Source organism: Amycolatopsis sp. lyj-90, from assembly GCF_046549035.1.
In the GTDB taxonomy this organism is placed as follows: Bacteria; Actinomycetota; Actinomycetes; order Mycobacteriales; family Pseudonocardiaceae; genus Amycolatopsis.
In genome coordinates this window covers 173,153-198,939 of sequence record NZ_JAJPWP010000011.1, presented here as the reverse complement: position 1 = coordinate 198,939, position 25,787 = coordinate 173,153, and the positions used below count along the sequence as shown (strand labels likewise).

At 64.9% G+C, this 25,787-nt stretch carries 21 protein-coding genes; 7 read left to right on the top strand and 14 right to left on the bottom strand.

What is annotated here, in order from left to right:
- Positions 1–1,386, top strand: coding sequence for a GH1 family beta-glucosidase (locus ACLJPX_RS35430; RefSeq protein WP_410604711.1), 1,386 nt, complete (start codon positions 1–3; stop codon positions 1,384–1,386).
- Here the strand turns inward: ACLJPX_RS35430 and ACLJPX_RS35425 are convergent.
- Together ACLJPX_RS35425 and ACLJPX_RS35420 are read right to left on the bottom strand one after the other, a co-directional pair.
- Positions 1,347–5,030, bottom strand: a complete 3,684-nt coding sequence (locus ACLJPX_RS35425) for a BTAD domain-containing putative transcriptional regulator (protein WP_410604710.1) — start codon at positions 5,028–5,030, stop codon at positions 1,347–1,349. The genes ACLJPX_RS35430 and ACLJPX_RS35425 overlap by 40 nt on opposite strands.
- Complete coding sequence (locus ACLJPX_RS35420; RefSeq protein ID WP_410604709.1) at positions 5,027–8,122, bottom strand: BTAD domain-containing putative transcriptional regulator; 3,096 nt, start codon at positions 8,120–8,122, stop codon at positions 5,027–5,029. Before ACLJPX_RS35420 ends, ACLJPX_RS35425 begins: the two co-directional genes overlap by 4 nt.
- A 437-nt stretch (positions 8,123–8,559) precedes the next feature.
- Between ACLJPX_RS35420 and ACLJPX_RS35415 the strand changes: the two genes are divergently transcribed.
- Entirely contained in the window at positions 8,560–8,955 is a 396-nt protein-coding gene (locus ACLJPX_RS35415; protein ID WP_410604708.1) for a nuclear transport factor 2 family protein, read from the top strand.
- Positions 8,956–9,197: 242 nt separating this feature from the next.
- Here the strand turns inward: ACLJPX_RS35415 and ACLJPX_RS35410 are convergent, their stop codons facing one another.
- The 6 genes from ACLJPX_RS35410 to ACLJPX_RS35385 form a co-directional block, all read right to left on the bottom strand.
- Positions 9,198–9,647 (bottom strand): SsgA family sporulation/cell division regulator, encoded by a 450-nt coding sequence (locus ACLJPX_RS35410; protein WP_410604707.1) that lies wholly within the window; start codon positions 9,645–9,647, stop codon positions 9,198–9,200.
- Positions 9,648–10,175: 528 nt separating this feature from the next.
- Entirely contained in the window at positions 10,176–11,441 is a 1,266-nt protein-coding gene (locus tag ACLJPX_RS35405) for an acyl-CoA dehydrogenase family protein (RefSeq protein ID WP_410604706.1), read from the bottom strand.
- Positions 11,438–12,190, bottom strand: a complete 753-nt coding sequence (locus tag ACLJPX_RS35400; protein ID WP_410604705.1) for an HAD family hydrolase — start codon at positions 12,188–12,190, stop codon at positions 11,438–11,440. Before ACLJPX_RS35400 ends, ACLJPX_RS35405 begins: the two co-directional genes overlap by 4 nt.
- Positions 12,187–13,260: a polyprenyl synthetase family protein gene (locus ACLJPX_RS35395; RefSeq protein ID WP_410604704.1), complete on the bottom strand. Its 1,074-nt coding sequence runs from the start codon at positions 13,258–13,260 to the stop codon at positions 12,187–12,189. Before ACLJPX_RS35395 ends, ACLJPX_RS35400 begins: the two co-directional genes overlap by 4 nt.
- Complete coding sequence (locus ACLJPX_RS35390; protein ID WP_410604703.1) at positions 13,257–13,718, bottom strand: nitroreductase family deazaflavin-dependent oxidoreductase; 462 nt, start codon at positions 13,716–13,718, stop codon at positions 13,257–13,259. Before ACLJPX_RS35390 ends, ACLJPX_RS35395 begins: the two co-directional genes overlap by 4 nt.
- Before the next feature lie 77 nt (positions 13,719–13,795).
- A complete protein-coding gene (locus tag ACLJPX_RS35385; RefSeq protein WP_410604702.1) occupies positions 13,796–15,370 on the bottom strand; it encodes a GMC family oxidoreductase in 1,575 nt (524 codons plus the stop codon).
- 352 nt (positions 15,371–15,722) lie between these two features.
- On the opposite strand from ACLJPX_RS35385, the gene ACLJPX_RS35380 reads away from it, so the two are divergent.
- Together ACLJPX_RS35380 and idi are read left to right on the top strand one after the other, a co-directional pair.
- Positions 15,723–16,826, top strand: a complete 1,104-nt coding sequence (locus ACLJPX_RS35380) for a tryptophan dimethylallyltransferase family protein (RefSeq protein WP_410604701.1) — start codon at positions 15,723–15,725, stop codon at positions 16,824–16,826.
- An 8-nt stretch (positions 16,827–16,834) separates the two neighbouring features.
- On the top strand, positions 16,835–17,449 hold the full coding sequence (gene idi, locus ACLJPX_RS35375; RefSeq protein WP_410604700.1) for an isopentenyl-diphosphate Delta-isomerase: 615 nt from the start codon (positions 16,835–16,837) through the stop codon (positions 17,447–17,449).
- Between the two features lie 177 nt (positions 17,450–17,626).
- On the opposite strand, the gene ACLJPX_RS35370 is transcribed toward idi, so the two are convergent.
- Positions 17,627–19,105, bottom strand: a complete 1,479-nt coding sequence (locus ACLJPX_RS35370) for an aldehyde dehydrogenase family protein (protein ID WP_410604699.1) — start codon at positions 19,103–19,105, stop codon at positions 17,627–17,629.
- A gap of 98 nt (positions 19,106–19,203) precedes the next feature.
- Between ACLJPX_RS35370 and ACLJPX_RS35365 the strand changes: the two genes are divergently transcribed.
- On the top strand, positions 19,204–19,767 hold the full coding sequence (locus tag ACLJPX_RS35365; protein ID WP_410604698.1) for a TetR family transcriptional regulator: 564 nt from the start codon (positions 19,204–19,206) through the stop codon (positions 19,765–19,767).
- Positions 19,768–19,826: 59 nt separating this feature from the next.
- Here ACLJPX_RS35365 and ACLJPX_RS35360 read toward each other — a convergent pair whose 3' ends face one another.
- Genes ACLJPX_RS35360 through ACLJPX_RS35350 form a run of 3 tightly spaced genes read right to left on the bottom strand, consistent with a single transcriptional unit; the run spans position 19,827 to position 22,844 of the window.
- Positions 19,827–20,453, bottom strand: coding sequence for a TetR/AcrR family transcriptional regulator (locus ACLJPX_RS35360; RefSeq protein WP_410604697.1), 627 nt, complete (start codon positions 20,451–20,453; stop codon positions 19,827–19,829).
- Positions 20,450–21,871, bottom strand: coding sequence for an MFS transporter (locus ACLJPX_RS35355; RefSeq protein WP_410604696.1), 1,422 nt, complete (start codon positions 21,869–21,871; stop codon positions 20,450–20,452). Before ACLJPX_RS35355 ends, ACLJPX_RS35360 begins: the two co-directional genes overlap by 4 nt.
- 55 nt (positions 21,872–21,926) lie before the next feature.
- A complete protein-coding gene (locus ACLJPX_RS35350; RefSeq protein ID WP_410604695.1) occupies positions 21,927–22,844 on the bottom strand; it encodes a fumarylacetoacetate hydrolase family protein in 918 nt (305 codons plus the stop codon).
- Positions 22,845–22,962: 118 nt separating this feature from the next.
- Between ACLJPX_RS35350 and ACLJPX_RS35345 the strand changes: the two genes are divergently transcribed.
- Positions 22,963–23,178, top strand: a complete 216-nt coding sequence (locus ACLJPX_RS35345; protein WP_410604694.1) for a hypothetical protein — start codon at positions 22,963–22,965, stop codon at positions 23,176–23,178.
- Here ACLJPX_RS35345 and ACLJPX_RS35340 read toward each other — a convergent pair.
- Entirely contained in the window at positions 23,175–23,828 is a 654-nt protein-coding gene (locus ACLJPX_RS35340; RefSeq protein WP_410604693.1) for a TetR/AcrR family transcriptional regulator, read from the bottom strand. The two genes, ACLJPX_RS35345 and ACLJPX_RS35340, sit on opposite strands and share 4 nt — an antisense overlap.
- 62 nt (positions 23,829–23,890) lie before the next feature.
- Between ACLJPX_RS35340 and ACLJPX_RS35335 the strand changes: the two genes are divergently transcribed.
- Complete coding sequence (locus tag ACLJPX_RS35335) at positions 23,891–25,015, top strand: glycosyltransferase (RefSeq protein ID WP_410604692.1); 1,125 nt, start codon at positions 23,891–23,893, stop codon at positions 25,013–25,015.
- Between the two features lie 139 nt (positions 25,016–25,154).
- On the opposite strand, the gene ACLJPX_RS35330 is transcribed toward ACLJPX_RS35335, so the two are convergent.
- Complete coding sequence (locus tag ACLJPX_RS35330) at positions 25,155–25,556, bottom strand: Dabb family protein (RefSeq protein ID WP_410604691.1); 402 nt, start codon at positions 25,554–25,556, stop codon at positions 25,155–25,157.
- Positions 25,557–25,787: the final 231 nt, after the last annotated feature.

Below are 25,787 nucleotides of genomic sequence, written 5' to 3'. Positions count from 1 at the left end.
ATGAAAGAGGAACCACCATACAGCTTTCCCGCCGGCTTCCTCTGGGGAGCGGGAACATCGGCCTTTCAGGTCGAAGGCGGAACGGCCGAGGCCGGGCGAGGCCTCTCGGTCTGGGACACGTTCGCCGCGACGGAAGGCAAGATTCACTCCGGTCACACGGCAGAGGTGGCCTGCGATCACTTTCATCGCAATGAGGCCGACTTCGACCTCATAGCGCAAATCGGCCTTCCAAGCTACCGCTTCTCGGTGTCCTGGCCACGTGTGATGCCGGACGGGCGTACACGCGAACCGCGAGGACTCGCCTTTTACGACCGCCTGGTGGATGCCTTGCTGGCTCGTGACATCAAGCCGTCCTTGACGCTCTATCACTGGGATCTTCCACAGGCAATCGAAGATGAAGGCGGCTGGCCCGCGAGGGACACGGCGTTCCGGTTCGCGGAGTACAGTTCGGTCGTCCAAGAGGCGCTGGGCGATCGGGTCGGTCACTGGACGACGGTCAACGAACCCTTCTGCGCGGCCTTTCTCGGGTACGGCAACGGGGTTCACGCACCGGGAATCACCGATGAGATGCGCGCCCTGCAGGCGGCCCATCACCTTATGCTAGGGCATGGCATGGCCATGCAGGCCTTGCGCGCCGGAGCCCGGAATGGGCAGGAATTCGGGCTCGCGCTGAACTTCGCTCCCGCCCTGGCGGATGCGGACGAACATCCGCATCTCGAGGCCAGACGCAAGTTCGATGGCTTGCACAACCGGTTCTTTCTCGACGCCGCCTTGGGCAGGGGATACCCGGTCGACGTCCTGGACGACACACGGCGTCTCGGCTGGACATCGGTGATCCGGGAAGGCGACCTCGACATCATCGCACAGCCGATGGATTGGCTCGGGGTCAACTACTATGCCCCCGCCAGAGTGACGCCTCTGAACGACCTGGAAGCCTTGAGCAATTGCGGGCTGCCGGGTCTGCGCGGACTGGACGTGCTTCCGCCGCGAGGACCGTTGACCTCGTTCGGCTGGGAGCAGGCGCCTGACGTCCTGACAGACCTTCTCCTGTGGTTGCGTGACCATACCGGCGGCCTTCCTCTGATCGTCCTGGAGAACGGCGCGGCATTCGAGGACGAAGTCGATCCGGGTGGCCGGGTGCGCGACAACGAACGTGAGCGGTATATCCACGAGCATCTGCATGCGGTGCTCACCGCGATCAAGGCGGGAGCGGACGTCCGCGGCTACGTCTTGTGGTCTTTGCTGGACAATTTCGAATGGTCCCTCGGCTTCAGTCAACGTTTCGGTCTGATTCACGTCGATTTCGCCGATGGACTTGATCGGACAGTCAAGGACAGCGCCTATTATTACGCACGCGTCATTGGTGCCAATGCGTTACCGGTATAAGCGGTGATTTCGCGTGAAAGATCGGCTAAGCTGTTCCGTGAGGCCAAGCCGGTCTTCGCGAGTATGCGCGTGACATGTGCCTGCACCGTACGTCGCGGAAGCGTCAGAATGGCGGCGATCTCCGGATTTGAGCGCCCTCGGCCGACCAATTCCGCGATTTGTCGCTCCAGCGCCGACAGCGACGCCCAGCCTGTCGTCGAAACGGCGGAGTCCGGTCGGCCAGGGGTGATGCCGAACTCCCGCATCCGATCCTCGAGTTCCCTCATGTCCCACACCGCACCCAGCGCGCTCAGGCCGACGGCCGCGTCGTTGGCCGCGGTCTGCGCTTCATCGTGGCGACCGTGTTCGGCGAACAGCACCGCCACATCGCTCAGAGCGGTCGCCATCTCCAAGCCGCGCCCGACCGAGCCGTAATGGGTGATGACCTGGATCAGTGGCTCCGGCTCACGCGAGACGAGTGCATGGCACCATTGTGCGGCCGTCGCCGCTCTTGCGGGAACCACCTCCTTGGCGGCTTCTCTTTCGCAGACCCTGTAAGCCTCGTCCACGATCTTGTCTCGTCCTTGCGCTCGAGCGAGCCGGATCAGCCGCGGTAGCCATTGATGACGAAGCATCATCTCGGCGAAGGTCAGATCAAGTAGAGGTGCCAGCAGGTCGATGGCCTTGCCCGCATCACCCGCCTGCTCGGCTTGAAGGGAGCGAGCCACCAGGAGGAAGTCGCAGCTTTCCCGTTCGGAGTCCGTGATCGGTAGGTATTCCTCGGCGGCGTATAGGCGCGCGGCGGCTTCTTCGCTGTCCCCGCGCCGGCCACAGATCAGCCCCGCGACGCCATGGAGCAGCAAGGCCGCCGGACCTGGTTCGCGAAGCCCATGGAACGTGATCGCCGGCCCGTCCTCGGTGACGGTGTCCAGTTCTGCCAGAGCGTCGTCCCAGTTGCCCGTCCAGTAGTTCTGGATGGCCGACGAGACCTGAAGCCCATGGGGCAGAGAGTATCTCGTAGCCGCCCTCCGCGCCGTTCGTAACGTATCGGTAGCTTCGTCAAGCCGGTCCAGGTTCTGTAGGCTGAAAAGACGGTTGTCCAGCAGGTCGAAATAGAAGCCCGCATGTTCTTCCTGGCCGTCGAGCACGGTGATCGCACGATCGATGTAGCGCAGGGCGGTTTTATGGTCTCGTTCGATCGACTTGACCAGCCAAAGTGTCTGGAGTGCGTGCCCGATGGGGTAGGGCTCCCCGATCGCCAGAGCTTCGCGATGAGCGCTTCGGGCCTTCCGGGCCACTCTGCCGAGGTCGTCGAGTTCGCCACGGCTGAAATTCGCCAGCAGGGAACGTCGCCGCTCCCGCCAGATGGGCGGGGCGTCGGGTGAGTCGTTCGGTTCGAGCAGTGCTTTCGCCGCCGCTGTGTTCCCCTGGCGATGGGTCATCGCCGCCGCGAGATGCCGCATCTCCGCGGCTCGGCCCGGATCACGGCAGAGGACCATGGCCTTTTGCGCCAGTTCGAGAGGCTCCTGACTGAGTCTGAACATGATGAGGACGGTTGCGGAGAGCAGGACTTCGTATCGTGGATCGTCTGCGGAACAGCTGTCCAGAACCCGGCGTAGTAGCACGACGGCTATGGAGGGAGCGCGGTTCGACAAGGACTCGTGGTTGTCGACGGTCCAGTTGATGACCCAGTCGCTCACTTCCGTGGGGACCGCGACGAGTTGCTGTGCGACCTGCTCCACGCCTGAGCCGATTTCCGCGAGTGCCTCGGCTGCGCGGCGATGCCAGTCCGCACGGACCTCCTCGGGGAGTTCGTTGTACAGCGCCCGCCGAAGCAAGGGGTGCCGGAAAGCCAGGTGGGTTCCGGTATCGACGATGATCCGCATGTCCATTACTTCTTCGAAGACACCGAGCAATTCGGACGGCATCTTGCCCATGGTGGCCGCCACCTGGGAGAGACCGAACTCCATACCCAGCACCGCTGCCCTGCGCACCGTCTCCCTCGTCAGCTCTCCCATCAGGTCCAGGGTCCGGGCGACAGCGTCGAGAAGTGACTCAGGTGCCTGCAGATGTGTCCCGGCACGGACGTGCGCCGTCCCGTCGACTATCTCCAAGGCTTGCTCGCGCACCAGCGCGCCCGTCACCTCGCGGAGATAGAGAGGGTTTCCCGCTGCCTTGGCGATCAGTGACCGCAGCTCTTCACCGGGACGAGCGCCGATGAGGTCGGTCAGCAGTTCCTCCGCGTCGGACCCCGCGAGAGGGCCGAGCGGGAGTACCTCAAGGCCACGTGATTCGGCCGCCCGACGCGCCTGTGCCAGTTCTTCCCTGCGGGGTGCGGGGCGCGAGGCGGCGATCAGGAGCAGTGGGAGTTGGCGCGCGGCTGCCGAGAGCCGGTTCCACATGAGCACGCTCATCTCGTCGGCCCACTGAAGATCGTCGACGACCATGACCAGCGGTGCGGTGGCGCAAAGCCGATCCACGTAGTCGAGCACCTTGTCCGCTGTCGTCGCGACCGGGTCGGTGCCCTTTGGCGCCGGCTCGGACCTGATTTCGTCGGCACCCAGGCCGAGACATTCCAGGATCACCTGCAGGGGAAACTGCTGCTCCAATTCGCTCGCGGCTGCCCACGCGATGTGACAACCGCGGTCACTTATGTCCGCCAGAGCCGAAGCGAGCAGGTCCGATTTGCCGATGCCCGGCTCGCCCTCGACCCACGCTGTTCGGCCCCGCCCGTTCACCACATCGTCGGCTAGATCCCGGAGAATTCCGACCTCGGTGTCACGTCCCCGGCAGACATGCGCTCCGTTCCGGGTCGCCTCCATCACGCGGGCGGCTTGCCCTGGGAGTACTGAGAGCCGCTCGTTGAGAGGCACACCCGAGTCAGCCGATGCCAGGGAGGGGTCATTGGTCAGGATCCGCTGGTGCACCTTCAGCAGTTCAGGGCCTGGTGAGATACCCAGTTCACTCCGCAGGATCTCACGTGCGCGCTGGAAGTACTCCAAGGCCTCGGCCGTACGCCCGCTGCGGTACAGGGCGATCATCAGCGCCTGCCACAAAGGCTCGCGAAGGGGATGTTTGCGTACGAGAACGGTCAGCTCAGGTACGAGATCTTCGTGGGAACCCGTCATCAAGAGAGCTTCCGCGCGCATCTCGAGCGCGAGCACCCGATGATCGGAGAGACTGTTCCGCAGCGACTCGGCATAAGGACCGGGAACCCCGGACAGGACGTCGCCGCTCCACAACGCGAGCGCGCTGTCCAAGGTTTCCACTGCTCGGACCGCGTCGCCATTCTGATGGAACGATCGAGCGGTATCGCGAAGCCTGGCGAACGCGTCGATGTCCAGATACGAGTCTTCCAAACGCAGACGGTAGCCTGTGCCGTCCGACAGCAGTATGCCGTCCGTTGACCAGCGAGTCCGATCAGGTTCCAGGATCCGTCGCAAACCGGAGATGTAGGTATGGACGCTGCCTTTCGCGCTCGCGGGCGCGGCGTCGCCCCAAACCGCCTGGATCAGTTCGGCTCGCGTCACGGGCTGTTTCGTCGCGCGTGTTGCGAGTACGGCGAACACTGCACGCTGCCGGGCCGGGCCCAAGTCGACCTCGGCGCCATCGAGCCAGGCGCGCAGCGAACCGAGCGCCTGGACCCTGAGCCGGCCACTGGTCATCCGAAGGTCCGGATGGTCTTCGAGAGCATTCGCTGCTTCACACGTCGGGCGTCCAGTAAGGCGCCGAGTTCGTCATAGCCGGTCAACGCGATGCGCGACGCTGCCTCTGCTTTGGTCGCGTTGCCCGCGAGGGAAAGAAGTACCGCGGCGTCTTCCATCGCCTGCGCTTCGCCGAATCGATTGCCCACCGCGCGGAGACGAGCGGCCGCGTTGAGCGCGCGCAGCGGATCCTCGTCGAGGAGCGCCCGGCACCGAAGTGCCGTGGCCTCCTGCCCGGGAGTCTTCTCACACAGCAGGGTCGCTGCCTTGGCGTTGTCGTACTCGCCGACACAGATCGCCAGCCGCACCAGAGCCGGCATCCATGGACAGACCACCTCGTCTCCGAAATCAAGCAAACTCGCAAGCTGGCCATAGGCGAACTCGGGCTGGCCTTGCATCTCGGCGAGCAAGGCGTTCGTCGCGAAGATGAAGTCGGTACCGTCGGTGCGGAACTCTCCGGTGGGGAAGAGGGTCCAAACGGACTTCAGGTGGGCTCGTGCGTCGTCCAATTGGCCCCGGTGTGCCGCAATCGCCGCTACGACGCCACTGAGCTGTCGTAGGTCCATGGGACGGCTGAGAGTGTGGCGGGCGAGCGTCGGCCCGCCGGAGAGCCGACGGGTAAGTTCGTGTAACGGAGCGTCCCACTTGCCCACCCAATATGAGTTCGTGGGCGTGACGACGGACATGGTCCGCTGCGCGGGGACCAGGGCGGCGGGTTCGTAAACCGGCGCGCACACTGGCCACCCGACCCGCGCCCGGGACAGGAGCGCCTCGTGCATGGTCCGCCAAGTCTTCGGTGTATCAGCGTCTCGGAGCGCCTCTCGTACGCTTTTCGAGGCCTGGTCCGCTTTACCGTGTACAAGGCTCGAATAGGCGAGAAGCCACCGCATTTCGGCCACCACCGTCGGCGTCTTCGCTCGCGCGGCGACCTGGCCGACCTCGCTGGTCAGGTCCCGTTCGAGCCAGAGCATGATCCGCGCCGTCGCGATCCCGAGACGCTCACGAAGAAGCGACGGCACTCTCCCGGAGGTGTTCACGTTCTGGAGCAGCCGGACAGTGGACAGAGGTGAACGTGAGGCCAAGTTGTAGACCTCGTGCGCGAGCCATTCACAGATCCATTTGTCGACCTGGACAGGCGCGGCGAGCAGCTGGAAAGCCACCCGCTCGACCGGGGCGCCGACCTCGGCGAGTGCCTCCGCCAGCTGCCTGTGCAGAGCAAGCCGGATCGCTGTCGGGGTCCGCTTGTAAAGCGCTTCACGGACCACCGGATGCTTGAAGGACAGCTTCCCTCGACTGCTGATCACCAAGCCGGAGGCTTCAACCTCGTCGAGCACGGAGCCTAACTCCGCTGCGGGCCGACCCTGGGCCACCGCCAGGTCGGCCAAGGTGAAAGAGCTGTCCAGCAGGGCAGCCCAACGAAGCATTTCCGATGCGGCCGCGGAGAGGAAACCCAGTCGCCTGCCGATGGCATTGAGCGCCGCTTGCGGGATTACGAGCCCTGAAGGGGCGGACTCCTGGCGTTCGATCCCGGCCGACGCCGTGATGATGTCACGGACGAACAGCGGGTTCCCCGCCGCGGCCTGGGCGAGTTCAAGCTGACCTGGCTCCGGAGTGGAGCCGGTGAGACCGGCGACCAGGTCCTGGACTTCCGTCCATGACAGCGGTCCCAGCTCGTGAATGAGCGTGTCCGACGCCGCGATCTCGGCACGAAGCCTTTCGAGCTGGTGATCACCGGCCGCGCGCCGAGTCACGCCGATCAGCACCAGCGGCAGTTCGGCACAGGTGATCGCCAGCCTGCGCCAGACTTCGAGACTGGCCGGGTCCGCCCAGTGAAGGTCGTCTGTGACCAAGACGAGAGGGCGTTCCTCGCAGAGTTTCGCCACAAGATCGACAGTCAGGCCTATCGCGCCCTCGATGGCTTCCTCATCATCGAATGAGAGGTTCCGTACGGCGGACGCCACTTCATTGCGGCGAGGGTCGGGTGAATTCACTCCGATCTCAAGGCAGTCGAGCACGACCTGCAACGGTGCGCGCCGGGTCAACTCGTCCGCGGAGGCCATGGCGAACCCGAAACCCTGTGCGTCCGCGAACCCGGCGGAAATCAGCGCGGACTTGCCGATGCCCGGTTCGCCCTCGAACCACAGTGAACTCCCGCGTCCCTCGCCGAGCCTGCCGATCGATGTCCGGATGGACGTCAGTTCGCGGTCGCGGCCGACGAACGAAGGCGGTGGAACGACCTGCGGCCGCCGGGTGGTGACCGTGGCACGCGGTGTGGTCACCTGACCTCGCCACAGCGCGGGGTCGTCGACCTTGATCTGTTCATAACAAGTGGTCAGGGCTGTGCCAGGCTCGGCGCCGAGCTCCTCGATGGTGACGGCGCGAATCGATTCGAACACATGCAGAGCTTCAGTTCGTCGTCCGCATCGGTAGAGGGCGAGCAGGTAGAGGTTCTGCAATCCTTCCCGGGTGGGGTGTTCGGCCACGAAAGGACTCAGCCCCGCGAGCACCCTCTGATGGTCGCCCGCATCAAGCATGATCTTGGCGCGTCGCTCGATGATCTCGAGCCGCAGCTCCCGCAGCCGGTCGCGCTGAGCATTCGCGAAGGGACCGGCCAGGCCGTCCATCGGATCGTGCTGGTAGAGCCCGAGCGCGTCGTCCAGCGCGGTGAGCGCTCCGCGAGAGTCGTGTTCGCGCTGGCACAACCGGGCACGCTCGCGGAGATGCTCGAATCGAACGACATCGATCGATTCGGCGTCCATGCGGAGGCTGTAACCAGGCCCGCTCGACGTCAGCACTTCGGTGGTCTTGCCAGGGGGCCGGGCTGGATCCAGCGCGGCCCTGAGCGACGAGACGTAGGTATAGATGCTTCCCTTGGCGCTGGTGGGAGCCCGGTCTCCCCAGATGGCGTCTATCAGTTCCGACAGGGTGACGACCTGGTTCGCTTGGAAGGCGAGTACGGCGAGCAGCGTCCGGCGCTGTGCCGACCCCAGCGCGAGCTCTTGGCTTCCGCGCCAGGCCCGTACCGGGCCGAAGAGCTTGAGCTGCAACCGCATCATCGCCTCCGCAGCGGGCTCTCGAGAACTGGTTGTCGTCAGATTCATGCTGGTCCGCCAACTAGGTGGTTGTTCGACATCACCCGAACGGATCGGTGCCGTGGCCCCATAATCTGCGGATTACGTCCGGCGTACGTCATCGAAAGCGGGAACCTGTGGTTCAACCCCAGGTTGCGAGACCGAATGTGAACATGGTTCACTTTTTGGCCTCTTTGTCACGCAAGCGTCTTAAGGGAGTCCTAATTTGCGAGGGTGGCGCGACGTTGTGGTCAAAATGATCACGTAGTGTGAGCGATCACCTATGGCACTGTGGTTGGAATTCTTGACAAGGTATGCAGCAAAGTGGTTTTTTTTCAACGTGAAACCGGTCGTCCGCATGGCGTCAGAACGCCGGCCCCGTCCGGGTACTCTCCCCCTCAGCGACAACCGGAGGAACGATGAGCGACTGGCTGCGAGACTTCTATCGTGAGGTCGACAAGGGAAACATCGACAGCTTCCCTGCGTACTGTGCCGCTGACGTCATGTTTCTGAGGGGAGGTGCGCCTCCGGTCCGCGGCCTCGTCGAGGTGATGGAGGCTCAGCGCGCGTTCCTGTCCACCATCAGGTCGCTCTCGCATGAGTTTGTCAACGTGTTCACGGACGGTGACACCAGTGTCCTCGAAGCCACTGTGACCTATACGCGGCTGGATGGACGCGCCGTCGAAGTGCCATCCGTGACGATCCTTCATCGGACCGGTGGGCTCGTCGACAGCATCAGGGTCTACCTCGACATCGCACCTGTCTATGCCGAGGTCGGCCAGGTGGCTGAGCTGTCGAACGAAGAGACCGTGTAGACGCGATTCGTCCGCCCCGGAACCGAGGCGAGGAGTGGGATCGACCCCGGCCGGCCGTCGGGGCGCATGAAGCGGATGCTGTGCCGCACTCGGCCCGCCGGGCGGTGTCTCCTGGCACACGCTGAGAATCTTCGGTCTGTGCCCAGGTTCAGCTGAATCTGGTCGTGAGCGCCTTCTCTCTGGATCGAGAGATCGTGCTTCCGGGGGAGCGGCAATCCCGGCGACTGAGACCCCGGCGGGTTCTAGCCGGAAACGAGCCGGTGAATTTCGAAATCGAAGTCGATCCATAACGACTCCGCTCCCAGTGGGATGATGTCGTAGGTGCACTCGAGGAAGTTGCTCAATTCTTCCCTCGATACCGCGAACATGGCAGCCCCGTCCGGGCTTACCAATTCGATTCGCATCAAGGTGAGATCTTCGTCATTTGGTCTGATGTGAACATCGGCCTGGCCCGCGGGGGCGAGCAGGCCCTGGGCCAGCAATTCTCGTGAGAACAGCCAGTCGACTTCTTCTTCCGTGTTGCGAAAAAAAGATGCTTTGATCGCGAACGGATCACGTGTGTCGTAAGATAATTTGACGTCGATCGGCAGGATCGGATCAGAAGCGTAATTGCGCACGAACATGGCGGAATGTTGGTGAGTGACATGCTTCGGCGGCTTGTTGTGACGCGTGTATGGCTCGTCCTTGTTCATGCTTCGACTGTCGATGACGGTTCTTCATTCGACCTCTATGCGAGTAGAGGTGAGACCGCGCTCGGCGAGTGCGAGTCGCGACCCGGTCGGCAATCCCGGCGCGCTCGGCGATCTGCCGCCTGATGCGGCAGCGCCGCGCTGAGCAGCGGGATCTGTGCGAATTTCTCGACTCTGTGGGCGGACTCGGCGGCATCGGTCGGTCGCACGTGCGGACTGCGTCCCTGCCGGTGCCGATATGCGCGGATGAGATCGGGATCTCCTCGATCATCATAGGTTGGCGAGGCTTTGTCGGCGCCGGATGGTAAGCGGGCCCAGAGTACTTATGGCGAGGGACTGTGCCCGAACTGACATCGCGGGCCACTGTTTGGGGATCGGCGGCTGGGAATCTCGAGTGTTTCGGTGACCCGCCCTGCGATGGCGATGGCTGCGGCGAAGTCGTCTCGCAGAACACCGGAGGGGTACGCGCTGGGAGACGGTGCGACGCGGTTCTCGGCGAGCATCCCTCGTCGGGGATGCCCGTTCCCGACATCAGTCGAGATGCGCCGCACCGATCAGCGCTAGCAAGGTGTTCTCCCCATCGGCGATCTTGAACGATTTAGCGTCACGAAGCAGCTTCTCGGGATAGAAGACGTCGCCGTTGGAGAAGCGGAGCCCCCGCCGATCGGTCGCCCGGGCGCCACAAAGCTGGGAAGCGGTGTCGCAGACCTCGAACGCGGTCTCCGTGGTGAACACCTTCGCGGCGCAGGAATGCGCGAGGGAGCCTGCTTTTCCCATGGCGATCAGATCGTGGTTGTGCACGTAGGTGGCGCGGGTCAGCGCACGAGCGGCTTCCAGTTTGGTGAACATCGAGAACAGGCGCATCTGGGTGGCCTGGTGTTCGCGCAGAGGCTTCCCGCCCTGGACTCGTTCGGCGGTGTAGCGGACGGCGCCCTCGTAGGCGGCACGGCCGGTTCCGAATGCCAGCAGGGCCATGGAGGCGCTGGCGACGGTGTGGACGGTATGCATGGCCTTGCCGTAGGCATCTTCACGTACGAGCAGGTTTTCCTTGGGGATGCGTACGTCGGCGAAGCTCAGCGACGCCTGGTTCATCGGCCGCAGGCCGAGTTTGTCGAGGGGTTCTCCCCTCGTGACGCCGTCGAGGTCCAGTGGCACAACAGCGATCCCGCCGCGGGCGAGGTTCGACGAGTCGATGGTGCAGCACACCAGGGCGTGAGTAGCCGTCGCTGTGCAGCTCGCCCACGGCGCCTTCCGTCCGTCGAGGATCCAGCCGTCGCCGTCTTCCCGCGCGGTGAGGTCGCCACCCGGGACGGCCAGTGACGGGGTGTGCGCGGCCATCATGTCCGATCCGTGCCGAGAGTCCGTGATGGCGAAACAACTCGACCACTCCGGGCGTTGCCCGGTGTAGAAGGGGCGTGCCAGCTCATCGACGAGTCGTGAACTGCCGAAGTTGTACACGAACTGGTATGCGAGCGGGGCGATGAACAGCGAGGTCGCCAACCCGGCGTCGCCGGTGGCGAGTTCCTCGAGCACGAGATACTCCTCAAGGCGGCTCAAGCCGAGACCGCCGAACTCCGGCGGCGCTGTCAGGTGCAGGAACCCTTCGCTCCGTGCCTTCGACAGGAACTCGAAATAAGGGGAGCCGGGCGCGACGGCGTCCTCGGCGCTCATGACGTCCAGTTCGCGCCCGAGCGGTAAGGCGTGCCGACGCGCGAACGCCCTGGCGCGCCGTTGCCATTCCCTCGCCCTGTCGGAGATCGTCAGGTCGAGTTCGACGAAGGGCTCGTTCTCGTTCATGGTAAGTACTCCTTTGTACGGGCTGAGGACGATCCGGCGAGCAACCGGGCACACGCCGGGACGATGGTGCCGCGATCGACGATGTGCCATCCGCGCCGAACGGCGACCGGGCGCAGCTCGCCGTCGGGTTCGAAAGCGACGGCGATGCCGACGTGGTCGAAGAGCTCCGCGTCCCGGATGGTGTTCCCGATGGCGACCGCGCGGTCATGGTCGAACGGTTCGGTGGCCTTGAGCTCACGAATGATCGAGTCCTTGCCTCCTGGCAGGCCGGGAGGGCCGGTCAGCCGTCCGGTGAACCGGCCGCCGCTGATTTCGGTTCCGACGCCGTGCCCCGAAGCCACGCCCAGCCCGAGGGCAGCCGCGGTCATGATCGTGTCGGCGTTCCCCGAGATCAGATGGATCCGGTAGCCGTTGACCTTGAGCAGCGAGATCAGCTCGCCGACGAACGGGAAGAGCTGGCGACGGCAGGCATTCCATGTTCTCGTGGCGGTCGCCCGCGCCTGGTCGGAAGAGGCCCCCCTGATCGCCTCCGCGTAGAGCCGGTAAGGCTCCGAGTGGAGGTGCTCGCGGTCCATCGCGGACGCGGTGTGTCGCTTTACCGCGTCCATGCACGCCTCTATCAAGGCGCGGTCGCACACCCCATCGGCGGCCAGGTCCCGCAGGTAGTGCATCCCCAGCACGCCGGGCAGCAGGGTGCCGTCCATGTCCAGGAACGCGTGCTTGGCCCGGTCTGCCGAATCGGCGGTCATGATTCGCGATGGACCACGTCGTCGGCGATCCGCCGCAAGGTCGCCACCGCTGAGCGGGACAGGACCCTGTCGTCGAGTGCCCCGACGGCTTCGGCATAGCGCTCTTCGATCATGCGTTCGATTGTGGCGGTCGCGCCGGTCGCGGTGATGATGTCGAGGATTTGCCGGGCGGTGTCTCCGCTGAGCCCGGCATCGCCGACGTGCTTGCGCAAGAATTCCTGCTGGTACGGGGTGGCTTCGCCGACCGCGAGCGCGAGCACCAAGGTCCGTTTGCCTTCACGGAGATCGTCGAAGACCGGTTTGCCGGTGACCCCTGGATCCCCGTACAACCCGAGCAGGTCATCCCGTAATTGAAAGGCGTCGCCGAGGGGGAGGGCGAAGCTGCTGAGGGCATCCAGAAAGCCTGTGTCAGCTCCGGCGATCGTGGCGCCGATGTGCAGAGGACGCTCGACGGTGTACTTCGCCGTCTTGTACCGCGCGACGGTCAAGGGGGTCTGCCGGTCGTCCAGTGGTCCGAGGGTTGCCAGCAGGTCCATGTACTGGCCGTAGTGCATTTCTTCACGCATGGTGTCGAGCAGGCCATTGACCAGGGGCCGGCGGTTGTCCGGGAGATCGGCGGTGGTGACGAGTTCGTCGGACCAGGTCAGTGCCATGTCGCCAACGAGAAGAGCGGCGCTGAGTCCCAGATGACGAGCGTCGTCGCCGTGGGCGTAGCGCCGGGCGAGCGCCCGATGGACGGTCGGCTGGGAACGCCGTGTGAGGCTTTTGTCGATGATGTCGTCGTGAATAAGGGCGAAGGCCTGGTACATCTCCAACGCGGCGGCGGTCTGCAACACCATCGGGGGAGCGTCTGGGCTGCCTCCGGCTGCCTGCCAGCCCGCCAGGCACAGCAGCGGCCGGAGGCGTTTGCCCCCGGCAGTGATGTGTGCCCGGATCGTAGCCGGTATCTCGGTGGCGAGCCCGTGTTCGCGGGCGTGCCATTCTTTCTCGTCGAGAAAGGTCACCAGGCGCTGAGTCACGTTCGACCTCAGGCCGGCGAGGTCGGAGCCGCTCCTCGCGGGGGCGGTCATGCGCTGGATCCGTTCTCGTACTTGTCGAGGGCGAAGATGCGGAAGCTGCCTCGGCCACTGGCGTCCAGGTAGTTCTGGTAGGCAGGACCGGCGCCGGTGTAGAGGTTCCAGATCGCGTCGTGTTCGGCCCCGGTGAGCAGCCGCGCGGTCACCGGGGCGATCCGGTTGCCGACCGTGACGGTCGCCTTCGGGAAGGCGAGCAGGTTCGCGGACCAGTCGGGATGGGCGCGCCTGCCGAAATTCGAGGCGACGACGGCGAACCCGTCGCCGTGTGGCATGAAGAAGAGCGGTGTGGACCGCGGTTCTCCGGTGTGCCTGCCGGTGGTGGTGAGCAGGAGTGTTCCGGCACCGGTCGTCCCGCCCAAGCTGATCCGGCCGCGGGAACGACCCAGCAAGAACCGGTCGACAGGTACCATCACGGCCCGCATGAAGGTGATGAACCAGGGCTTCGGAGCCAAGCGGACCATCGTTTTCCACAAAAAGGCTTTGACTTTCGGATGAATCATGGGAGTTCCCGACTGTGATTGTGAAAGATTCAGGCGCCGAGAAGGAGATCGGCGGCCCGTTCGGCGACCATCACCGTTGGAGCGTGAGTGTGCCCGCGGGTGATCCGCGGCATGACCGAAGCATCGACCACTCTCAGCCCGGCGACGCCGTGGACGCGGAGTTCCGGGTCCACCACCGAGTCGTCGTCCGTTCCCATCCGACAGGTGCCCACCGGGTGGTAGACGGTGTCCGAACGCCGACGGACGTGAGCCTCCACGGACCTCGGGTCGTCGAGATCGAGATCCGGATACCACGGCTTGCCGGTGTAAGGCGCGAGTGCGGTCGTGCCGAACATCCGGCGTGCGATCGTCAGACCTTGGGTCAGCCGCCGGAAGTCGGCGCCGTCCGGGTCGGACAGATACCCAGGGTCGATTTCGGGACTATCGAGCGGGGAGGCCGACCGCAACCGGACTTGCCCTCTGCTCTCCGGCTGCAAGAGGACCACGGCGATGGTCAAAGCGTGCTGAGGTGGCGGATCGATACCGTGGTCGACGAACGCACACGGGAGAAAACTGATCTCCAGATCCGGGCCGGGCAACGTGGGATCGCTCGCGGTGAAGTACGCCGCCTCCGCGACATTGGACGTCAGCGGGCCGCGCCGGTCTTTCTCGTAGGCTTCGAGGGCCGCGGCCTCGCCCGCGCCCGCGAGGGTGACCGGCCGGGGGCAGTGGACGATCAATGGCGTAAAGATGTGGTCTTGCAGGTCATTGCCGACGCCGGGCAGTGGATGCCCACAGTCGATCCCGTGCTCGGCGAGCTGGTCCGCGGGGCCGATGCCGGAGAGCATCAGCAGGTGCGGCGTGTTGATGGCCCCTGCGCTGACGACGACCTCACGGCGGGCGGTGATCGTGCGGCGGGTGCCGCCCTCGTCCAGTACCTCGACGCCGGTGGCGCGCCCACCGGACAACGTGATCCTCAGCGTCCGAAGCCGGGTGAGGACGTCGAGGTTCGGGTGGACGAGCGAGCGCAGGTAGCCGTCGGCGGAACTCCAGCGCTCGCCCCGGTATTGGGCCGTCGGCATCCGCGAGTAGCCCGTGCTGTCGGCGGCGTTCACGTCCTTCGCGGCGGGAAGGCCGAGTTCGGCACAGGCCCGCAGGAAGGCCTCGGTGGCTTCGGACTCTCCTCGGACGTCCTCCACGTGCAAGGGGCCGTCGAGGCCATATGTCCCCGAGGCGTCGTCCCCGCTTCGGCGCTCGGCCCTGCGGAAGTACGGCTCCACTTCCTCGTAGGACCAGCCTTCAGTCGTCCAGCCGTCGAAATCCGCTTGATGGCCGCGTGTCCAGACGTTCGCGTTCAGCGATGAGCTACCACCCAGGACCCGGCCGCGCGGGCACCGGATCACCCTGCCGGCGAGGCCGGGCTGTGGGGAGGTGCGGTAGTCCCAGTCGTTCTCACCGCCGAACAGCGTCGGGAAGGCGATCGGGATCTTGATCGCCGGGTGATCGTCGGGGCCGCCGGCTTCGATCAAGGCGATCCGGTCCGTGGAACCCAGTGCGAGGCGGGCGGCGAGGGCGCAGCCGGCGGAGCCCGCACCGATCACGATGTAGTCATACGAATCTCGCATGAGCCCTCCTGACCTTGGACAGGAGGAATAATTATCAAGATTTTCGTAACTTGACACTTTGGCTCGGTTTTTTGTCCAATCTTTCTGCCCGAAAAGTCGCGATGGGGTTAAGGCGAGGGTGTGAGCCGGTTATTCTGCCGGATTTCGAAATAATCTCTGTGGATCGGTCTCCTTCCGGTGTGACCATGGGGGTAAGGCCATCTCCGGCGCCGCCGGCGGAGCGGAAGGAGAGGAAATTCGCGCAGATGTCCTTGCTTATCGGACCCGAGTCGGGTTCGTGCTCTTGAACGTGTCGGTTGAGAATGGTCACGCTGAGCGGCGAATTGCTTTCTCATCGTAGAGGCGGGGGTGAGTGTTGACAGACAGTGTGAAATCCTGGGCGAATATTGCCGTTGATCATTCGCTGACGACATACCGGGACATCGCCACGACGCATCTCCAGTTGGCGAGCAGGACCATCTCGGCGACAGGTGGGTTCGCTGGGCGGCAGATCGATCTCGTGGGCTCGTTGCTGGGAGCCTGGGCGGATCAGCCGGTGGAGCAGTTCGACCGGCATCATTCGTTTGCCGGGAACGATGGCTCGCCGGTGGAGTTCTCTTGCGCGATGACCAGGTCAGGAGCGGAAGTACGGCTACTGTTCGAGCCACTTGATGCCGGTCGGCCCCCGCGACCCTCACCTGAGGCAGGGCATCGCTTCGTTGAACTCTTGAACAAGATCCTCGCCATCGACGTGAGCCGGTTCCGCGTCGTCGCGGATCTCTTCGCGGGGGTGCCGTCAGCCGGTTCGTGCTCGATGCTGTGCTCCGCGGCGTTGAGGACTGGCGGAACTCCGCTGTTCAAGGTGTACATGAACCCCGCGGTCGGCGAGCCGCGCCCGCACCAGGTCGTCGGGGAGGCGATGAGCCGTCTGGGACTGTCCGAGCAGTGGGCGCTCGTCGCGGAGCATCTGAGGGATGGACTGGGCTCGCGTGAACAGGAGGTCGCCTTGTTCGCGCTGGATCTTGGTGATTCGGCCGAGTCCAGGGTGAAGATCTATTTTCGGCACGGCGGCCGCGCGCCGGAGCAGGTCGAGCGGGTCGCTGGTCTGAGCGGGGACCATCAGCCGGATTTGTTCACCAAGATCCTCGATCGTGTCTACGACGTGCCTGTCGAACGCCTGGTGAAGGCTCCGATGACGTGTCTGTCGTTTCAGGGAGACCGCCGGGTGCCCGTATCGGCCACGTTGTATTGCCCCTTGGATCCGAACATCAGCGACGACGCCGAGGCGAGCACACGAGTCGTGGATCTGCTGGAAATGTCGGGTATCGCACCAGAGCCGTTCGGCGCGCTCGCCGGCACGATCTCCGGTACTGATCTGGCTTGCGGACGCAGGCTCAGTTGGGTGAGCTATAAACGACCCGCGGATCCTGTGGTGACCGTCTATGCGGGCCTGGACGGTTCGGCGAGGGTCTCGTGATGGGTGGCATGTCAGCCGACGGCAATCCGGACGCGGAGTTGGTGGTCCTTCTCGACAATCAGCTGTCGAAGAACGGCGTCGCGCGCAAGGCGACCGTGCACACCACGGACACGCCGCTGCATCTGGCGTTCTCGTGCTACGTCTTCGGGTCTGATGGCCAGGTGTTGCTGACCCGCAGGGCGCTCGGCAAGAAGACGTGGCCAGGTGTGTGGACCAACTCGTTCTGCGGCCATCCAGGCCCCGGAGAGCCGATGGTGGATGCCATCGTGAGACGGGGACGGCAGGAGCTTGGTCTCACCGTCGCCGAGCCGCGTGCGGTGCTCCCGGATTTTCGGTATCGGGCAGTCGACGCGAGTGGGATCGTGGAGAACGAGTTCTGTCCGGTGTGGACAGCCGTCGTCGATTCGGATCCGATTCCGGACCCTGGCGAGGTATGCGAATGGCACTGGGCGGAATGGCCAGACCTGGTAGCGGCAGTCAGCCGCTTGCCTTATCTGTTCAGTCCGTGGGCCCAGCTGCAAGTCCTCCGGCTGCACGCCGCGGGATTTCCTTGGCGAGCCCAAGGTGAGTCAGTGCTGGAGGTCGGCGACGGTGGGATGTTCGATGAGCTTGCGGGAATCTGAGTCGCACGTCAGCGGCTAGCAGGCGTCGTGCCGCACCTCTGCTCCTGGCCGGTCAACCGGCCAGGAGCAGAGGTGCGTCCCGGTCTCACCGCGCCGATATCCGGGGCTTTGCCGACGGGTGGTAGCGATTCCGCGTCTATTACACGATGTTGATCAGCCGCGGCGCCGTCACCGCGGTCAGAGGTGGATCATCACGGTTTTGGTTTCGGTGTAGGCGTCGAGGACCTCGATGCCGTGTTCACGGCCGATGCCGGACTGCTTGAACCCCCCGAAGGGGACGCTGCCCGTGCTCATGTCGGCGTAGGCGTTGACCCAGATCGTGCCCGCGCGCAGATCCGCGGCGACGCGGTGGGCGCGTTCGAGGCTGGTGGTCCAGACCGAGGCGGAAAGGCCGAAGATGGTGTCATTGCCCTGGGCGATGGCGTCGCTCGTGTCGGTGAACGTCATCAACGAGGCTATCGGGCCGAAGATCTCCTCACGGACGACGCGGGCGTTCGGGCCGACATTCTCGACGAGGGTCGGCGGCATGTACAAGCCGTCGCCCAGATCGCCGGTCGTGGTCAGCGTGCCGCCCTCTTCACGTGCTACGTCCAGGTACGACGAGACACGGGCGAAGTGCTCCGGAGAGACCAGCGGGCCCATCTGGGTGTCGGGGGCGAACGGGTCGCCGAGTGCGTATGACCGCATTTCGCGGATCAGGAGGTCTCGGAATTGCTCACGCACGGACTCCTGAACGAAGATCCGGGAGCCGGCGACGCAGCCCTCGCCACTGCCTTGAGCGAATCCGGCGACCGCGCCCTTGGCAGCGGCTTCCAGATCGGCGTCGTCGAAGACGATCGTCGGGGATTTGCCGCCCAGTTCCAGGGTTACTCGCTTGAGGTCTTGGGAGGAGACCTCGAGGATGCGCTTGCCCACCGCGAGCGAACCGGTGAAGGAGATCTTGTCGATGCCCGGGTGGTTGGTCATGGCTTCGCCGGTGGTGCCGTCACCGGTGACGATGTTGACCACGCCGTGGGGGAGGTCGGTCTCCAGCAGTAGCTCGCCGATACGCAGCGCGGTAAGTGGCGACCACGCGGCGGGTTTGGCGACGACGGTGTTGCCGGTGGCCAGTGCCGGGCCGAGTTTCCAAGCGAGTTGCAGGACCGGGCCATTCCAGGCGGTGATGGCGCCGACCACGCCCAACGGCTGGCGCAGGGTGTAGCTGAGCACCGACGGGGGAGAGGGCGCGGTTTGACCGTAGATCTTCGTCGGCCAGCCGGCGTAATGGCGGAACACCTCCACTGAGTGCTCGACCAGCCACCGCGTCATCCATAGCGGGCCGCCCATGTCGAGCGAGTCCAGGATCGCCAGTTCCTCGGTGTGCGTTTCGAGGACGTCCGCGATCTGCAGAAGGATCCGGCTCCTCTGGTAGGGCGTGATGTCCGCCCATGACGGGTCGTCGAAGGCTTGGCGTGCGGCTGCCACGGCGAGATCCACGTCTTCCGGGCCTGCGGCGGCGATCGTGGTCAGGGCCTTGCCTGTCGACGGGTCGTAGGTGTCGAACGTGGCGCCGGAGCGCGCGGGGACCCATGCGCCGTCGATCAGCAGGCCTTTGGGGCTGTTCAAGAATTCGGGGGCCGGACGCGCACTCGCGTCCAGGGTGGGATTCGTGCTCACGGGGCCTCCTCAGTATCGGAACGAACTAGTTCGTTCTAGCAGACCGTAGCTCGCTAGTGCGTAGCACGCAAACGAACCAGTTCGTTTAGACTTGTATGGTGCACAAAACGCAGGCGAGCAAACGACGTCTTCTCGACGCCGGCGCCCTGGAGTTCGCCGCCCATGGCGTAGCGGGCGGACGGGTCGATCGTGTCTCGGCGCTGGCAAAGGTGAGCAAGGCTCAGCTGTATGCCTATTACGGCAGTAAAGAGGCCTTGTTCGACGCGGTGCTTGACGACCAGGTCAGGGGGATTCTCGACGCGGCCCCCCTCGCCGCCGATGACCTGCCGGGCTACGCGGTCCGCCTCTACGACGCCTGTGTGGACCGCCCGCAGCTCGTGCGCCTGGCTACCTGGGCTCGGCTAGAGCGATCGCCCACGGGCTTCCTGTTCGCCGAAGCCGACGAAAAGCCCAAGACCGATGCGATCGCTCGTGCACAGGAAACCGGGCACATCGACCCCGCCTTGCCGTCGGCTGACGTGCACGCCATGGTCATCGCGCTGGCCATGACATGGTCCGCCGGAAGCCTCACCTACACCGCCACCCCTGAGGACGCGGAGACCGACCACGACCGCCGCCGAGCCAGCCTTGCCGCGGCCGTCCGCCAAGCTTTCGCTCCCTGATCGTCCGGTCCGCCGTTCAGGGAGCGCCGGACAGAAGCGGGCGACGCTCGTCATCAGGGTCAACGCAGCCCGTCGATGAGAACCTCGAGCATCTTGTCGTAGGTCTCGGCGGGCTCGAAACCGTGTTTTTTCAGCGTCAGATTCAGGTCCGCCAGTTCCAGGCTGACCGCGCCGTGGATGGCGTTCCACACCACCTGGGCGGCTTGGACGGGCTCGGTATGCAGGATTCCCCGCTGGACGGCGGCGTCGATGGTCTCCACCAGCACCTGCAGTGCGGCGGCGCCGTGTTCGGCGGATGGCGACGGCGATGCCAGCGATTCCACTCCGGTGAACATCAGGTGGTACTGCTGAGGGTGCCGCAGGGCGAACTTGCGATAAGCGCGGCACCCTTTACGGAGTCGTCGCAGTGGGTCCTCGAGTTCTTCGTCAGGTGCCTCGAGGACCACCGCTTCCTTCAGAGAACGGAAGGCCCGCACTGCCAGGGCGATCAGGAGGCCGTCTTTGTTCTGAAAGCGGTTGTAGACCCCCATGGGTGCCACTCCCGCCTCGCTCGCCACCGCCCGGACGGACACTCCTGGTAAACCCTCCCGGTCCAGGACGGCTTGAGCGGCGTCCAGGAGGGCCGAACCCACCTGTTCACTGGCGGTTCGATGGCGAGCCGAGTTGGCGGCGGGTGGCAGGCTCACGTCGTTGCTTCGTCCGTTCGGTGTGCGGTTCCGTGCTGGTCGATGTCGGCCTCGACGATGCTATAGCCTCGCAGGACCAGGATCACGCCGGTCAGGACAAGGGCGGAGACTCCTGCGACGCCGAGGACGATGCCGAATCGCGCGGTCGTGCTCTGGATGACCTGCTCACCCTCGCTGGAGGTGAACCCGGAGAAGGAGAGCACCGCCGCGTACGCCCCTGCTCCGATGCTGCCCGCGATGGTCTCTGCGGCGTTGGAAGCGCCGGTCAGCAACCCGATACGACGTTTCCCGACGGTCTGGGCTTCGTAGGCGACGGCGTCGGCGAACATCGCCGGGGGGAGCATGGATGTGCCCGCGAATCCGGTGCCCATGATGCTGACCGCGAGCAGGGCGATCGGCAATCGGGCCGCGTCGGGCGCGAAGAGCAGCGCGATCAGCAAGGCGGCACCGGCGGCGAAGACGGCAGCGGCCACCTGCAATGCCGGGCGCTTACCCCAGCGCGCCGCGGCCCGCAGCCACAAGGGCATCGTCAGCATCAACGGTGCGACCAGGCAGATGAAGAGCGGTACGAGGGCGTCTTCGGAGCCGATGATGTGGCCTGCGATGTAGGGGCCGCTGGCCAGAGCGATGGCCGCAGCGACCTCGCACAGGACGATGACCGCGAACATGCTGCGCAGCGGCCGGCTGGCGCGGACCGCGCGCAGGGCATCGCGCAGGGTGCCGGTTTCAGCGGCCGTGTCGATGCCGGCGCGGGTCGAGCGTCGTGCGCCGACGAGCGTGGAGATGCCCATGGCGATGAGCATCACCGGGGCGAAGGCCAAGGCCATGACCCGGTAGCCGGCGGGGCCGCCGCCGAACATCTCCACCAGGGCCGGTGCCAAGCCGCCGGACAGCAGGATGGCCAGGGCGAGGAACACGATGCGCCAGGACATCATGCTGGTCCGGGTAGCGCTGTCAGGGCCGGTCTCGGCGGGGAGGGACGACCAGGGCACCACGAACATCGAGAACGCCATGCCCGCCAGGGCGAAGGTGAGTCCGACCCACACCGCGGCGGCAGTTCCGGTGAAAGGCGACCAGAAGATCGACATGAACGCCAGCGGCAGCAGAAGCGCTCCCGCCGCCATCCAGGGGCGGCGGGGGCCCCACCTGCCCGTGGTGCGGTCGGACAGACGGCCGGTCAGAGGGTTGAAGACAAGATCGAGCAACCTGGGGATCGTGACGACCACGCCGGCCAGGCCGGCGGCCACTCCCAGGGTGTCGGTCAAGTAGTACAGCAGGACGAGCCCGGGCACCGTGGTGAAAAGGCCAGTCGCAACGGCTCCTACGCCGAAGCCCACCCGTTCTCCTTGGGACAGCGCTCGTACCGGCGTCGTCGCGCCGGGTGCGCGTTGGGACGCCAGGGGAGTCGTGCCGGTCATTGTTTCTCCTAATGGACTTTGCGAGCTGCGGCGATCAACGCGGGCGGACTCGGACTCAGTGGATGGTGTGTTCGATGGCGCCGACTTCGTCCATTTCCAGGCGCAGTCGGTCGCCGGGCCTCAGCCAGCGGCCGATCTCCATGCCGCAACCGCTGGTCAACGTGCCGATCGCGAAAAGTTCTCCGGGGTAGAGTTGTTCGCCTGCCGAAGCATGGGCCAGGGCCTGTCCCATGCTCCACCGCGATCCGCGCGCGTCCGGCCGGGCGACCACCTCATCGTTGATGATCACCCGGGACGTCAAATCGCGCCACCTTGGCAGCAGGTCCGCCGCGGCGACCGCGGTAGTGGCAAGTGAGGTCAGGAAGTGCTTGGACTTCTGCGGGCCGAAGCCGCTGTCCATTTCGGGGATCTGCACGTCGCGAGCGCTGAAGTCGCACAGCAGCACGAACATGCCGATCGCGTCCTCCGCCTCGGTCGGATGGGCGTTCAGCAGCGGCGCCTTCAGCACGAAGGCCAGCTCCAATTCGTAGTCCAACGCCTGAGTGAACGGCGGCGCGGTGACCGGCGTACCGCTGGGCACGATGGTGGCCATGTTGCCCATGTAGTAGGTCGGCTGCTGATACCACAAACGGTCGGGCCGAAAACGCGGGAAATTTTTGCGGGTAAGGGTTTCGAAACCCTTGACCAGCTTGGCAACGCGCGGACGGAAACGTCCGACGTAACCGCGGGCGGCGGCGATGTTGTGCTCTTCGAAGAACATGAAGTCCCGGAAGGAAAGGGGCTGGAAGGGCAGCACCCCGCCGTTCGAGCGGGCGTGTTGCTCTGTCGCCCTTTCCGCCTCCCACTCCTGGGAAAAAGCGGGCTCGTAACCCCATGCGTTCTTCGGGTCGCTGGCGACCCACTGGGTGTCTTGGAAAGCGCGAGTCTCGATCGCGAGGGTGCCCTCATCGGTCAGGCGGCGACGGATCTCCATGAGCTGGTCCTCAAGGTAGGGGTGGATGTCTGTAGAACGACGTTCTATAGAACAACGTACTACAACATTCGCTGTGTCCACAACCGGTTGTGGCGATTTCCGCGCATGTTGGCGGGGAATGACCAACTTCCGGGTGGTCGAAGATCGTTTGGTCAGGGCAGGAACGTTGCCGAAGCGGGCCGGGCTGGAACTGGCCTCCACTGTGGACTCAAAGTCGCAGTGGTCGCTGTCCGGCCGGGGCGACCATAGGCGGGCCTGTTTCCTGGTTGGTGAGGCCGAACCGGGCTCCATCCGCGACGGGAACGTCGTGGATGAGCTGGGCGCGGTGTTTTAACGAGCCCTGGCCGAGGGGGCGAGCAGTGCGCAAGGCAATGCCTCGTTGAGCCAGGTCTCGGATTCTTCCAGTGACCAGCCGAGGTCGTCGGTGCGGATGAAGTAGGCCGCATCGCAGAGGTGCAACCAGAGCAGATCGGTGGCGTGGGAAGCCTCGACGCCTTCACGCAGCGCGCCCATGTCCGCGAGGCGGCGGGCGGTCAGGGCCAGTCCGCCGCGCATGCTGTCGTGAGCGATCTGGAGTACCTCACGCACACTCGGCTCTCGGGGGGCTGCGGCGACGACCTGCCGCATCAGTCCCGACCACTGCTCGAATTTGCCGCGGGTGGCGTGCACGATGAAGCCGATCAACTCTCGGGGCTCGGTGATCGACTTGATACGAGCAAGGATTTCGGTGATGTCCTCGGCGGTGGTGCCGGACTCGATCAGCGTGCGGAGCAGTCCGTGCTTTCCACCGCCGACCGCGTACACGGTGGCGGGAGCGACACGAGCTATGAGGGCGATCTCCTCGACCTTGGTGTCGAAGTATCCTTTCCGGACGAACAGTTCCCGCGCCGCGTCAAGGATGGCCTGGCGTGTGAGCTGCGCGTATTCACTCCTTCTGCCCTTTCGGGCACTGTCTCCTCGCTCATGCGCCATGTCGTCGATCATAGCTGCTACTTTTCATCAGAGTTGGCTCTGCCGAATATCTCCGGCTCTGAAACGAGGATGTCGTGAAGGCGCTTTTCACCACCTTTCCCGCGTATGGACACCTGCTGCCGATGCTTCCGCTGGCCGCGGCGGCTGTCGCGGCCGGTGACGAGGCGGTCGTGGTCGCCTCGGAGGAATTGCGGGGGACGGTCGATGACCTGGCGATGCGTGCTCTCCGGACGTCGTTGCCCGATCTTCTCGACGAGAACGAGCGCCGGTCCGGGGGAGACGTTCGAGGCTTCCGCAGTGACAGCGACGCCTTGCTCGACGCGACTGTCGCGCTGTTTACCACGACCCGTGCGGACCTGGCCTTCGACGAGCTATGCGAACTCGTCGTCAACGAGCGCCCGGACGTCATCGTCGCCGAGATGTGGGACTACGTGGCACCGATGGTCGCGCAACGACTCGATATCCCGTGGGTGAACTTCGTGCACAGCCCTGCTACTGCGATCGATGCGGCTTTCGAAGGCGGCCTCGTGCAAGCGTTGGAGCAGCGCGAGCTGACGATGCCTGCGCGGCTGGCGACTGTTCAGTTGTGGCCGGAATGGCTCGAAACGAACACCTCTGACCAGGTCGCCGCGATGACGATCGGAGCCACCCCGTACAACACCTCGAACCAAGTTGATCTCCCGGCCTTCGACGGTCCGCGCCCGGTCGTTTTGGTGACTCTCGGCACGGTCGTGGAGGATCTGGAATTGCTCAACTCCGCCGTACGCGGTGTCCTCGACGCCGGTGCCGACGCCCTGGTCACGACCGGGTTCACCGCGACGCCCGAGCAGATCGACGGTGAAGCCGGCCGAGTCCACGCGATTCCGTTCGCCCCGATCAGCCAGCTATTGGACAAGGTTCAGGCAGTGGTCGCCGCGGGTGGTTCGGGGACCACGCTCGCCGCGCTGTCGCGAGGCCTGCCGATGGCGTTCGTGCCGCGTGTCGCGAACCAGCCACTTGTGGCTTCCCTCGTCTCCGATTTCGGAGCCGGGTTCGTCTGCGATGAACAGGTCACCTTGAAAGAGGCGGTGTCGATGTTGCTGCACGAGCCGAAGCTGGGAGCGCGAGCGAAGGCCGCTTCCGAACTGCTGGACCGGCGCCCCAAGCCGGACATGGTGTGGTCGGCATTGCGAAGCCGCGTCGGCGCTTCCGGACGATGAAACCCGCTGACACACTTGTCTGGCCGATGGCGTGATGGGACCGGGCTCCGACGGAAGGCGCGCGGGGTGGGTTACCGGTTCGTGAGGGGCAAGTCCTTACCGCGAGCGTCACTTCGCGGCGAGCGGGCAGATCGCAGGGTCAGCCGATGCGGACTTCGGGGATCGATGCCATCAGCCGTTCCCATTCGGGATGCCTGGCGACCTTGCCTTGGTAGATCTGGGTGATCTTGGTGAACAGATTGGGGTCCGGGTCGTCGGAGGCGGCGATGCCGACGTGCAATTTGGCCAGGTGAGGCAGGATCTCCGGGTCATGGGCCAAATGCACTGGGTCGTACATGTATCTTTCGACCGCGTCGAGGTCGGCGAGTCCGAAGCTGTAGGCGTGGCTGTAGCCCGCGGCCGGATCCCCGATGAAGCGGCCGTGTACGGCGAACGACACCGATTCGACCGCAGAGATGTCGCGGATCAACTTCAAGGCCCGGTTTCGCTGTTCCTCCGTGCTCTCTTGGCGGAACGCGAAATGCAAGAATTGGATGATCACACTTCCTCCTCTGATCGGTCGCCCGTCCGTGGGTTTGCAGGGGCCGACGGGCGTTCCTGGGCCGGTATCGCACGAAGGTGGGTCACGGACTCGGTGACAGGTCTCGCGGTAGGCGTGGCCAGGTGAAACGACCTTAAGTGGCAGGTATCACATTCGGTCAGGTGGAGGGCTTCTGGTCAGTAAATCTGCCCATTCGGGCATGGGAATCGAGCGGGTGACGGCCAACGATCG

What these genes read in the sequence shown, in the direction of transcription:
- ACLJPX_RS35430 (WP_410604711.1), top strand. Translation starts at nt 1, where the DNA reads ATGAAAGAGGAACCACCATACAGCTTTCCCGCCGGCTTCCTCTGGGGA.
- ACLJPX_RS35425 (WP_410604710.1), bottom strand. Translation starts at nt 5,030, where the DNA reads ATGACCAGTGGCCGGCTCAGGGTCCAGGCGCTCGGTTCGCTGCGCGCC.
- ACLJPX_RS35420 (WP_410604709.1), bottom strand. Translation starts at nt 8,122, where the DNA reads ATGCGGTTGCAGCTCAAGCTCTTCGGCCCGGTACGGGCCTGGCGCGGA.
- ACLJPX_RS35415 (WP_410604708.1), top strand. Translation starts at nt 8,560, where the DNA reads ATGAGCGACTGGCTGCGAGACTTCTATCGTGAGGTCGACAAGGGAAAC.
- ACLJPX_RS35410 (WP_410604707.1), bottom strand. Translation starts at nt 9,647, where the DNA reads ATGAACAAGGACGAGCCATACACGCGTCACAACAAGCCGCCGAAGCAT.
- ACLJPX_RS35405 (WP_410604706.1), bottom strand. Translation starts at nt 11,441, where the DNA reads ATGAACGAGAACGAGCCCTTCGTCGAACTCGACCTGACGATCTCCGAC.
- ACLJPX_RS35400 (WP_410604705.1), bottom strand. Translation starts at nt 12,190, where the DNA reads ATGACCGCCGATTCGGCAGACCGGGCCAAGCACGCGTTCCTGGACATG.
- ACLJPX_RS35395 (WP_410604704.1), bottom strand. Translation starts at nt 13,260, where the DNA reads ATGACCGCCCCCGCGAGGAGCGGCTCCGACCTCGCCGGCCTGAGGTCG.
- ACLJPX_RS35385 (WP_410604702.1), bottom strand. Translation starts at nt 15,370, where the DNA reads ATGCGAGATTCGTATGACTACATCGTGATCGGTGCGGGCTCCGCCGGC.
- idi (WP_410604700.1), top strand. Translation starts at nt 16,835, where the DNA reads ATGTCAGCCGACGGCAATCCGGACGCGGAGTTGGTGGTCCTTCTCGAC.
- ACLJPX_RS35355 (WP_410604696.1), bottom strand. Translation starts at nt 21,871, where the DNA reads ATGACCGGCACGACTCCCCTGGCGTCCCAACGCGCACCCGGCGCGACG.
- ACLJPX_RS35350 (WP_410604695.1), bottom strand. Translation starts at nt 22,844, where the DNA reads ATGGAGATCCGTCGCCGCCTGACCGATGAGGGCACCCTCGCGATCGAG.
- ACLJPX_RS35345 (WP_410604694.1), top strand. Translation starts at nt 22,963, where the DNA reads ATGACCAACTTCCGGGTGGTCGAAGATCGTTTGGTCAGGGCAGGAACG.
- ACLJPX_RS35340 (WP_410604693.1), bottom strand. Translation starts at nt 23,828, where the DNA reads ATGATCGACGACATGGCGCATGAGCGAGGAGACAGTGCCCGAAAGGGC.